Genomic DNA, 9,913 nt, shown 5'->3' on the forward strand with positions numbered 1-9,913 from the left:
GCATGGACAATTGAGAAGGAACGGCTTGATGCTGACACCTGTTGATCTGGAAAAACGAGTGGCTTATTTGCAGAGTCCCCAAGCCATTCGGGATCGCTGTCGGTTGCTATTGGAAAGGGTTTTGGCCGGTGAATCAGAGCATTTTCGCCTCGACCTGAACCGGCTGGGATCCGTAGCCGACTATGTGATCACCACAATGCGGGCCCATTATCCCAACGGGGAAATTCCCTTCCACAGCCGCTGGCAACATTTTCAGGTGGGATCCGGGGAGCGCCTAGCCCGTCTGGAAAATCGACTTAAAGACATGGATCCGCTGGAGCGGCTGCGATGCAAGTGGGATCTGGCCATCGTCAGCGTGTTGCTGGACGCAGGCGCAGGCTCTGCCTGGAAGTACTGGGATCCAGAAAGTCAGACGGTGGTGGGTCGTTCCGAAGGTTTGGCCTTGGCCAGTTTCGACTGGTTCTGGCAAGGTGGGTTTTCCAGCGATCCCCAGCAGCCTCTGCAGGTGGATGCGGCGGGCCTGGAGCGGATCACCTTGGCGGATTTGGCAGCAGCTTTCCAGGTGGGGCCGGAAAATCCTTTACTGGGACTGGAGGGGCGCTGGCAACTGCTGCAAAGGTTGGCACAAACTTTGCGGGCTCAACCTCATTACTTTGGATCTGGTCACAATCTTCCTCGTCCAGGCCGGTTGTGGGACGCCATCCAGCCTGAGGATCCCAGCCGTGGGATCAAAGCAGCACAGGTCTTCCAGGCAGTTCAGAGGGGGTTTAGCTCCATTTGGCCTGGGCGAGTCTCGCTGGCCGGGATCCCTCTGGGGGATGTCTGGCCCTATCCCCACCTGCCCCAAACGGAGCCGGGGAGCCATTGGGTGCCTTTTCACAAGTTGTCCCAATGGATGACCTATTCCCTGCTGGAGCCGTTGCAGCAGGAGGGGATCCCAATCGGGGGTTTGGATGAGCTGACGGGTTTGGCGGAGTATCGCAACGGGGGGCTGTTTGTGGATTTGGGGGTGATCCAGCTCAAGCAGCCGGAGATTGGGCAGCAACCGCATCTCCCAGATTCGACGGTGATTGTGGAGTGGCGAGCCCTGACGGTGATTTTGCTGGATCAAGTTGCCTCCTTAATCCGGGAAAGGCTTGGCTGCTCTGCCCAGGAGTTGCCCCTGGTGAAGATACTGCAAGGGGGAACCTGGACGGCAGGACGGCAAATAGCGGCCCAGCTTAGGCCAGATGCTTCTCCTCCCATCCAACTGCTCAGCGATGGCACGGTTTTTTAGGGATCCCCTTTCGAGATTCTTAAGAAGTTCTGTAATAATCTCAGGGCCAAATCAGGACGGGATCCCCAGTGCAGATGCAGGTACGAAGCGTGAAGACGCTCGGTGGCCCATCCTTCCTGTTGAAGCTGGGCGGGGGATCCCCAGCTGTAGATTGGGCTGGGGGAGATGGGGGTGCTGCGGGAGCGGTGAAATTCATGCCCGCGCAGGCGATCCCCAGCTGGCGCCAGCAGGGTTGGGCGCAAAACGGCAGCTGCGCGGTAGCCCAAACATAGCCGGTTGGCCATGTCTACTGTGATGGGCAACAGCCCGGCCATCGGGTAGGTCTTTCCCTGAAAATCGGTAAGGGATTGGCCCAGCACCATCAGTCCGCCGCACTCGGCGTAGAGGGGTGGGTGGGTGGGCGGGGGAGGTTGTTGGTTAATTCTCTCAGATAGAGGTGCTGCAAACAATTCCGGGAACCCTCCCCCCAGCAGCACGCCGTCGCAGGGCTCCGGTGGCCATAGCCCCACCTGGAGGGGGGAATACTCCAGCAGCTCGGCTCCACAGGCCCGCAACAGATCCAAGTTGTCGGCGTAGTAGAAGTTAAAGGCGTGGTCTTGGGCCACCGCCACCCGTACCTGTTCGCAGCGGCGGGGCGGAGTCCTTTCGGTGAGAGGGGGGATCCCTGGCCACAGCTCTCCTACCGCTGGAGGAAGCCTCCGAATGAGGGGCAATAGGCTATCCCAATTGACATGTTGCTCGGCCAGCTCGGCCCAGGCAGCTTGCCAGTGGGGGAAGTGATCCAGTTCTGAGACAGGCACCAACCCCAGGTGTCGGCTGGGCAACCGCAAATCCTCCCGCCGGGGAAACTGGCCCAAGACTGGGATCCCCGCTGCAGCCGCTGCCTGCTGCAAGATTTGTCCATGCCGCTCCGAGGCCACCCGGTTGAAAATCACCCCAGCAATGGAGAGGCGGGGATCCCAGCGGCTCAAGCCGTAGAGCAAGGCGGCCACTGTTGTTCCCATGCCACTGCCATCGATCACCAGCACCACAGGGATCCCGAGCAGGCGGGCCACATGGGCGCTGCTGGCCAAAAAGGGCTCCGTCCCGCTCCCAGGGAGGGGCAGGGATCCCGGCGCTCGTCCATCGAAGAGGCCCATTACCCCCTCCACAATGGCTCCATCCTTGCCCTGGCAATGGTGGCGAAAGCAGCGCTGCACAAAGTCCTCGTCGGTCAAGAAGGGATCCAAAGTGCGACAGGGGATCCCGCTCACCGCCGTGTGAAACAGAGGATCGATGTAATCCGGCCCCACCTTGAAAGGTTGGATGCGCAGGCCCCGCCGTCTCAGAGCGGCCAACAGAGCCAGAGTGATGGTGGTTTTGCCGCTGCCGCTTGCTGCCGCCGCCAGCAGAATGGCCATCTTTCCTGCCCAAGGGTTAGAACTCGATGCCGATTTGCGCCTTGATCCCCTGGTCACGGAAGGGATGCTTGACCAAAGTCATCTCCGTCACCAGATCGGCTCGGTCGATCAACGCTGCCGGCGCGCCCCGCCCCGTCAAGATCAGTTGAACCCGCTCCGGTTTCTCCGCTAGCCCGGCCAACACCCTGTCCGGCGAGAGATATCCCAACTTGAGGGCGACATTGATCTCATCCAGAAGCACCAACTGAAACTCCCCGCTGGTGAACAGCTCCCGCCCCTTTTCCCAGGCCGCCTGTGCATGGGCGATGTCTCGCTCCCGGTCTTGGGTTTCCCAGGTAAAGCCCTCTCCCATGGCGTAAAAAGCTATTTTCCCCAGGCCCAGCTCTGGATGCTCGGCCAATTTCCGCAATAGCTTGGCTTCTCCTGGATCCCAGGCCCCCTTGATAAATTGCACCACCCCCACCGACAGCCCCTGGCCGAGGGCGCGGAAGATCATGCCGAAGGCAGCCGTGGTCTTTCCCTTGCCCTGCCCGGTGTGTACGATGATCAAGCCCTTGTCATCTCGCATGCCCGACAGACGCTGCCGCTGCCGCTGCTGGCGTTTTTGCATTCTTTGGCGGTGCCGCCAGTTTGGGTCAGCCTCTGTGCCCGGTGAGCTATCGCAAGCAGCCTCAAGTTCTGTTGTCGAGGGGGGCAGGGGCTGGGATCCGGAAGCCGGTGCAGGCCAGCCAGACAGGGCGGGTTGGGCCATAATCATAAAAATTGAGATTCGCCACACAAGCTGAGGGGAAGGTGCTGTGCCTACGGCAGGGGAACTGCACCGCTGACGCGACTGTTAGGGCAAACTCAAGTTCCCCCACAGCAGACCGCCCCCATCCTAATCCCTCATCTGGTTGCATTGGCTGGGATCATGAGAGAACCGGCTGCTGCTTTCCGAGATAGCCTGCTAATGTACTGCTTCATCTGGGCAGTGCTGGCAATAGGGTGTTTTCAAGTCTTGCCCCGCATCCAAGTCGTATCTGCCGCCGAGTTGCAACCGTGGCTAGCGCCCAGCTACTTTGCAGGTCTGGGGGGATCCCTATTGGCAGCCTTGGGATCCCTGTTGGCCATCTCAGCCGAAACGACGCCAAATCCTGCCGACAAAAAGCATCTGCACCGCTTGGCTTGGGGATTGGGGACAGTTGGCTTTCTCGGCGTTCTCTCCCCCCTGGGCTTGGCCGGCGCATTCTTTCTCAAAGCCGCTCAGGGGACAGACTGGTGGCAGGGTCTGTTTGGCTGAAGCCGCCCACAGCTTATTTTTTTGACAAATGGGCGGAGGTTGGGGGTACTATAGGGACAAGTTCCGTTCTTTATCCAGAGCAGACTGAGGGACCAGGCCCAATGAAGCTGCGGCAACCCGGCGGAAGCCTCCGCTACGGTGCCAATTCCTGCGGTTAGTCAGTAACCGAAAGATAAAGGCAATAAAGTTTTCTCTAGAGGATAGCCCTCTTTGACGGGGGACTTTTCTGGCAACTTTATCCTTTAGCAGCTCCCATAGCTCTGGTCGCGGCAGCGGGGCAAGGCCTTCGCGGCAGTGCTGGTGCGTCAGCGGTGCAGAACGCTTGCTGGTTGGTGGGCCTTTCCTCTGGCTGAGTTGGGGCTGGTGCGGAGCACCTGGGGATCCCTGGTTGGCTCTTTCTCCGACGGATAATGAACGAGCGGGTGAGCCTTGTTTTTTGTTCAGGTTCTCAGTTCTAGCTTTTAAGGAGAAGGTTCGTTGTCCAAGTCGTTTTTGTTTTCCTCGGAGTCGGTGACGGAGGGGCACCCCGACAAAATCTGCGATCAGATCTCCGATGCCATCGTGGATGCCCTCTTGACGGCGGATCCCCTCAGTCGGGTGGCTGCCGAGGTGGTGGTCAATACGGGCCTGGTTTTGTTGACCGGGGAGATCACCTCGCAAGCGCAGGTCAACTTCACCCGTCTGGTGCGGGACAAGGTGGCCGAAATTGGCTATACCGATGCCAAGAATGGGTTTTGTGCAGAAAGCTGCGCGGTGTTGGTGGCTTTCGATGAGCAATCTCCCGATATTGCCCAAGGGGTGAACATGGCCCTGGAAAGTCGCGGCTCCCAGGAAGATCAATTCGACTTGGTCGGGGCCGGGGATCAGGGGTTGATGTTTGGCTTTGCCTGCGATGAAACTCCCGAGTTGATGCCCTTGCCCATTAGCTTGGCCCACCGCCTCAGCCGCCAGTTGGCCACGGTTCGCAAAAACGGCACCCTGCCCTATCTGCGCCCGGATGGCAAAACGCAGGTGACTGTGGCCTATGAGGAGGGTCGCCCGGTGGGCATTCACACCCTGCTCATCTCCACCCAGCACACACCCACGATTGGCGCCATTACGGAAGAGGCGGCGGTGCAAGAGCGGATCCGCGCCGATCTCTGGGAGGCAGTGGTCACGCCGGTGTTTGCCGAGCTGCCCATCAAGCCGGATAGCCACACCCGCTTCCTCACCAATCCCACCGGCAAGTTTGTCATCGGCGGCCCTCAGGGAGATGCGGGCCTGACCGGACGCAAGATCATCGTCGATACCTACGGCGGCTATTCTCGCCATGGGGGCGGGGCCTTCTCCGGCAAGGATCCCACCAAGGTGGATCGCAGCGCTGCCTATGCGGCTCGTTACGTGGCCAAGAACATCGTGGCAGCTGGCTTGGCGCAAAAATGTGAAGTGCAGGTGAGCTACGCCATTGGGGTAGCCCGCCCCATCAACATTTTGGTGGAAACCTTTGGCACAGGGCGCATCCCCGACGAAGAGCTGTTGCGGCTGGTGCAGCGCCACTTCGATCTGAGGCCGGCAGCCATTTTGGCCCAGTTCCAACTGCGGGAGCTGCCCCGCCAACGGGGGGGACGCTTCTACCAAAATGTAGCGGTCTATGGTCACTTCGGGCAAACTCACCTGGATCTGCCCTGGGAGCGCACCGATAAAGCCGCTCTGCTGCGGGAGGAGGCTCTTGCCAAGGCGACTGCCCTCTTGGCCTAAGAGGGGATCACTAAGACGGCCTGCTGCCTCAATGCTTGCCCTGGTGCAGTTGCTTAACCAGGTGGGGTAGCTCCGGCAGGATCAGGCTGCGCATAGCCAGTTGCACGGCTGCTGGGGAGCCAGGCATGGAAAAGATCAAGCACTTTCCGTGGATCCCGGCGATGGCCCGAGAGGCGATGGCCCGACTGCCAATCTGGGCATAGCTGAGCTGGCGGAAGATCTCCCCAAAGCCGGGCAAGGTCTTTTCCAGGAGAGCCTCGATGGCGTCGTAAGTGGTGTCGCGGGGGGCGATGCCTGTGCCACCATTCAACAAGATCACCGGCAGGGATCCGGCCCAATCCTGAACCTGCTCTCGAATGAGCTGCGGTTCATCTCGGAGAATGCAATATCTCTCCACCCGGTGGCCGGACTCCTGGAGGGCTGTGCAGATAAACTGGCCGCTGTGATCGGTTTCAGGGGTGCGCGTGTCGCTGACGGTGATCACCCCACAGGGCAAGGCGGCAAAAATGTGCTCCGCACCGCTGTCGCAATCGAGGGGAAAGTTCATGACCAGGATCCCTGAGGAAAGAGAGTGGCAAGCCCATCAAGACTGTCCCTGAGGGGGCTCGGCAGGAGTTGGAGGGTCAACGACCGTCTGCTGGAGCTCTAGGATCCCTGAGGACTCTGCCCCACCAGCACGGGTGAGTTGGGGAGGAGGGGACTGGGCGAGCAGGCGGCGCAGCTTGGGGGGAAGCTCCTGCAACTGCTCCAACAACAAGTTTAGAGATATGGCCGGTTCTCTGGAAAACAGGGATCCCGCGGGGGGTACCGGCGGCAGAGGAGAACAAGCAAAGGCAGCCGCAGCCAAAGAGCGGATCCGCTCCTGCTGCTCCTGCCAAAGGAACTGGCCGATTTCTGGGGGAAAGGTAAGATGAGGAGAGCCGCGACGCTGCCAAAGGCGGAGAAGCTGCTCCACAGAGGCGGCCTTGTACCGCCCCTGGTAGAGGGCTTCTAGCAAGGCTGCCGGGATCCAAAGATCCGGGAACAACTGGCTCCAGCGCTCCACCCAAACCTGGCTGGGTTGACCTTCCAGCTCAAACCCATAGTGCTCCAGAAAAGTGGCAGGATCCATCAGCCCATGGCAGCCCAAGGAAACTCAACCCAAGCTAGTCCAGATCCGCCGAGACAAAGGGGAGATAAAGCCTTTCTCCCTGGATCTCGCAAGACAGCTCTCGTCCAAGAATACCCCTATTTGCCTTTCATGAAGGCTCTGTGAAGAGGCTATAAAGCTGCAAAGCTGCGGTACGCTTAAAGACTCAGTGGCTGACGGGCCCCAGCTCAAGCGCTGCCTCCAGAGCGCGCTCGCTATCAGGAAACTGCGTCAGCAGCCGTCCTAGGAAGGCGACATCTCCCGTCAGGCCGTACAGAGCCATGAGCACATCCCCAGCATGGCGGCTCTGGGGGAAGCGGTTCAGCAGCTCATTGCCGGCGTAGATCGCCTGGCGGGCATAGCCATCCTGCAGGGCTTTGGCTTCCAGAAAGTAGCTGTAGCTGAGGCTGCCAGGATCCACGTAGTCCGGCAGTGACGTGTCGAACAAGCTGGTATCTTCTGTCACTCCTGGGGGGAAGCCCGGCAGCGGATAGATGGCTGCCGTTTCCTCGGGAGGGTAGGTGGTGTACTGGCGGTAGAGGATCAGCACCTGCCGGTACAGGCTTTCTTCCTGAAGATGGGCAGGGGCGGTGGGATCCGCCAGCACAGAGCCGAGTAACTCTGCTGCTACAGCATGGTGATTGGCCCGCTGATAGTCCGATAGAGAACTGGAGGAAGCTGGTTGCGGCGGCGCGCTTCCATCAGCATCCCCACTCAGGCCACCGGCACGGGTTTGGTTAAACAGCCACAGGTACCCATTGCGCCAACCGTCGGCAGCGGCCCAGTGGGCGGCCAGTTGATAGCGTTGTTGGGGAGTGGATTGGGCTTGCCAACGGCTCAATTGGCGCCAGCGTTCTCGTTGGGCCTGGATTTTCGGTTGCAGAGGGGTGCGGCTGGCGGGCACGGGATCCCAGTCGTCCAGCCAGTAGCCGCCATCCAGCAAGGGGTAGCGATCCAACACAGCATCCAAAGCCAGATTTTCCGTCAGCTGCAGGGCTAGGTCGTAGCGGTGTTCGCGGGCGAAGCGAACCGCCAGAGCATAGCGGACGGCGGCGGCCAGAGGATGCTCGCCGTGGCGGTCGAGAAAAGCTTGCAACTCGCTGGGGGTTGCACCGCTGTCTAAGAGCAAAAGCAGGCGGCGGCGCAAGACGTAGCGCATGTCTCCATCGCCGAAGGGATCCGCCAGCCAATTGGCCAAAAGGACCAGTGCTTCTTCCCTTTTGCCCTGCCACTCCAAGGTGCGTGTCAGCCAGAAGAGGGCATCGTCGGCACCGGGATGATTCGGGTAGACGGTCAGCCAAGTCCGCCAAAGGGTCTCTTCCTCTGCCGGGGGGAAAGGCCGCGGGATCGGTTCGCCGGTCTCGGGGTTGTAGAGGGAATGGCCAAAATAGCTGCCCCCCCGAATGCGGGCGTATTCCCGGCAAGCTTGCGTAAAGCGGGAATTGGGAAAAGCTTCTGCCAACTGCAGCAAAACCAGGTGGTCGTCGATGCCGTGAAGAGAGGCAAAGTCCTCGTTGAGAGCCTTCTGCAGCAGCGGCTCCCCGCTGGGATCCCCTTTTAAGTAGAGAAGAGCCGCCGCCAAAAACCGCTGCGGGTCAGCATCATCGCCCACCACGCTGCGCAGCAACACCTGAGCGGCAGGGGGGAGAGTTTCTGGATCCGCTATCTGCAGCAGAAAAAAGTGTCGGGATGGGGGCGGTAAATCTTCGTACAAAGGGCGCACCGTTTGCACCGTCGGCTGTTCTAGGATCAACACTTGGCCGGCACGCCCATAAACATCAGTGTATGGAGAAACATTCCCCGCAACCCGCTGCCGCACCGCCTGCACCTGCGACAGCGCCCAAGAGGGGATCCTTTCCTCCTCGTAGGGCAAGGCGCTCAAGAGTTTCTTTGCCCGCTGCGGAGAGCTGCTTTCCAAGGCGGGGAGCAGCGCTCTGTAGACGTAAACTACCCGGCTCCGACCGCTAAGCGGTACGGAGCGGGCTTTCAGTAGCCCTGAGCCTGTTCTGCTCTACCAGAGAACAAAACAAGCCCGGACCTCTAGGCTGGTTTACGACAGCCCCCAAAAGCGCAATCACATTCGCACCATTCAAATCCGCATCCCCTTCCCATCCACAGTGCCCACACTTGAACGACTTGCCACTGCGGTAGGATTGCGCAGGATCGGGATGGATATGCAAACACTTGTGGCAGGTCTGCGACGTGTAGGCGGGCGGCACAAGAATCAGAGAAACCCCTGCAACCCTCGCCTTGTACTCCAGAAACTGACGTAGTTGGTAGAACGCCCAACTGTTGGTCCTACGCCGCTCGGCTTTGCTGCGTGGCTGTTGATTGACCCTTTCCCGGATCCCTGTCAGGTCTTCCAGAGCAATAGCGCTGTTTGTCGCCTTTGCCCTAGAGACAATAGCTTTGGAGATGCGATGATTGACCCACGTTTGAAAGCGTCTCTCCTTGCCAGACAGCCGTTGCAACAGTTCTCTGCATCTGCGCCGCGAACTGCGGGTGCCCTTACTGGCCTTGCGCTGAAGAGACGCTCTTAACCGACAGTAGTGATCTCGGACTTTGTTCAGCTGCTGTCCATTCCAGTTGTCTCCTTCGGAGGTATGTGCAATGTCTCGCCGTCCCAGGTCAACACCAATCACCTTGTCGGTGTTCTGTTGCTTGGGGGGCTCTGCCTCGACACAAATCTGGATGGAGTAGGAGCCGTCCTTCCGCTGGACTAGGGTGGCCGATTTGGGGTTAGAGCCAGCCAGCATTCCCCTCTGGTAGTTGCCAATGGCTAGCTCAAAGCGTTCTCTTCCATCAACCGTGGCAAGCGACACTGTCCAGTCTTTCTCGCGAAACGAGAAGATACGTGCATCGTAGGTAACGAACCTACGCTTGAACTCTTTAACTGGACGGTTGCGCTGTCTCGCCACTTTGCGAGCGCCTGCCACCCGTCTGCAGACCTGCTGGGCCAGATTACTGGACAAGCCAAACCGAGCGCGAATCTGGTAATAGCAAAGGGATTGGAGTTTGACTGCGTTGACTACTTTTTCTGGTGTGTTTTGGTTGACCCAGTTCAACGCCTGCACAAAGGCATCCATTGTCGC

The 9,913-nt window shown here is 59.6% G+C and carries 9 protein-coding genes and 1 riboswitch; of the genes, 3 read left to right on the forward strand and 6 right to left on the reverse strand.

Translation table 11 applies throughout. The features are described 5' to 3' along the window. The first annotated feature begins 28 nt into the window (after positions 1–28). Entirely contained in the window at positions 29–1,276 is a 1,248-nt protein-coding gene (locus NW805_RS09880; protein ID WP_414422386.1) for a URC4/urg3 family protein, read from the forward strand. On the opposite strand, the gene NW805_RS09885 is transcribed toward NW805_RS09880, so the two are convergent. Both NW805_RS09885 and cobO read right to left on the reverse strand, forming a co-directional pair. Continuing rightward, positions 1,273–2,676 (reverse strand): cobyrinate a,c-diamide synthase, encoded by a 1,404-nt coding sequence (locus NW805_RS09885; protein WP_414422387.1) that lies wholly within the window; start codon positions 2,674–2,676, stop codon positions 1,273–1,275. The two genes, NW805_RS09880 and NW805_RS09885, sit on opposite strands and share 4 nt — an antisense overlap. 16 nt (positions 2,677–2,692) lie before the next feature. After that, complete coding sequence (gene cobO, locus NW805_RS09890) at positions 2,693–3,427, reverse strand: cob(I)yrinic acid a,c-diamide adenosyltransferase (protein WP_414422406.1); 735 nt, start codon at positions 3,425–3,427, stop codon at positions 2,693–2,695. Between the two features lie 159 nt (positions 3,428–3,586). Between cobO and NW805_RS09895 the strand changes: the two genes are divergently transcribed. Both NW805_RS09895 and metK read left to right on the forward strand, forming a co-directional pair. Then, the gene (locus NW805_RS09895) at positions 3,587–3,955 is read left to right on the forward strand and encodes a hypothetical protein (protein WP_011434147.1); all 369 of its coding nucleotides are present in this window, start codon (positions 3,587–3,589) and stop codon (positions 3,953–3,955) included. A 67-nt stretch (positions 3,956–4,022) separates the two neighbouring features. Further along, positions 4,023–4,134: riboswitch (SAM riboswitch) on the forward strand. A 298-nt stretch (positions 4,135–4,432) separates the two neighbouring features. Continuing rightward, positions 4,433–5,692: a methionine adenosyltransferase gene (gene metK / locus NW805_RS09900; protein WP_041436796.1), complete on the forward strand. Its 1,260-nt coding sequence runs from the start codon at positions 4,433–4,435 to the stop codon at positions 5,690–5,692. Positions 5,693–5,720: 28 nt separating this feature from the next. Here the strand turns inward: metK and NW805_RS09905 are convergent, their stop codons facing one another. The 4 genes from NW805_RS09905 to NW805_RS09920 form a co-directional block, all read right to left on the reverse strand. Next, positions 5,721–6,239, reverse strand: coding sequence for a MogA/MoaB family molybdenum cofactor biosynthesis protein (locus NW805_RS09905; RefSeq protein ID WP_414391002.1), 519 nt, complete (start codon positions 6,237–6,239; stop codon positions 5,721–5,723). A gap of 36 nt (positions 6,240–6,275) precedes the next feature. After that, positions 6,276–6,803: a hypothetical protein gene (locus NW805_RS09910; RefSeq protein ID WP_414422388.1), complete on the reverse strand. Its 528-nt coding sequence runs from the start codon at positions 6,801–6,803 to the stop codon at positions 6,276–6,278. A 184-nt stretch (positions 6,804–6,987) separates the two neighbouring features. After that, on the reverse strand, positions 6,988–8,739 hold the full coding sequence (locus tag NW805_RS09915; protein ID WP_414422389.1) for a tetratricopeptide repeat protein: 1,752 nt from the start codon (positions 8,737–8,739) through the stop codon (positions 6,988–6,990). A 46-nt stretch (positions 8,740–8,785) separates the two neighbouring features. Beyond that, on the reverse strand, positions 8,786–9,913 hold a 1,128-nt coding region (locus NW805_RS09920; protein WP_414421888.1), incomplete at its 5' end, for an RNA-guided endonuclease InsQ/TnpB family protein.

Source organism: Synechococcus sp. W60.1 (assembly GCF_047461575.1).
In the GTDB taxonomy this organism is placed as follows: Bacteria; Cyanobacteriota; Cyanobacteriia; order Thermostichales; family Thermostichaceae; genus Thermostichus.

Coding starts and splice junctions, on each gene's coding strand:
- NW805_RS09895 (WP_011434147.1), top strand. CDS start 3,587: ATGAGAGAACCGGCTGCTGCTTTCCGAGATAGCCTGCTAATGTACTGC.
- cobO (WP_414422406.1), bottom strand. CDS start 3,427: ATGGCCCAACCCGCCCTGTCTGGCTGGCCTGCACCGGCTTCCGGATCC.
- NW805_RS09880 (WP_414422386.1), top strand. CDS start 29: ATGCTGACACCTGTTGATCTGGAAAAACGAGTGGCTTATTTGCAGAGT.
- NW805_RS09885 (WP_414422387.1), bottom strand. CDS start 2,676: ATGGCCATTCTGCTGGCGGCGGCAGCAAGCGGCAGCGGCAAAACCACC.
- NW805_RS09905 (WP_414391002.1), bottom strand. CDS start 6,239: ATGAACTTTCCCCTCGATTGCGACAGCGGTGCGGAGCACATTTTTGCC.
- NW805_RS09910 (WP_414422388.1), bottom strand. CDS start 6,803: ATGGATCCTGCCACTTTTCTGGAGCACTATGGGTTTGAGCTGGAAGGT.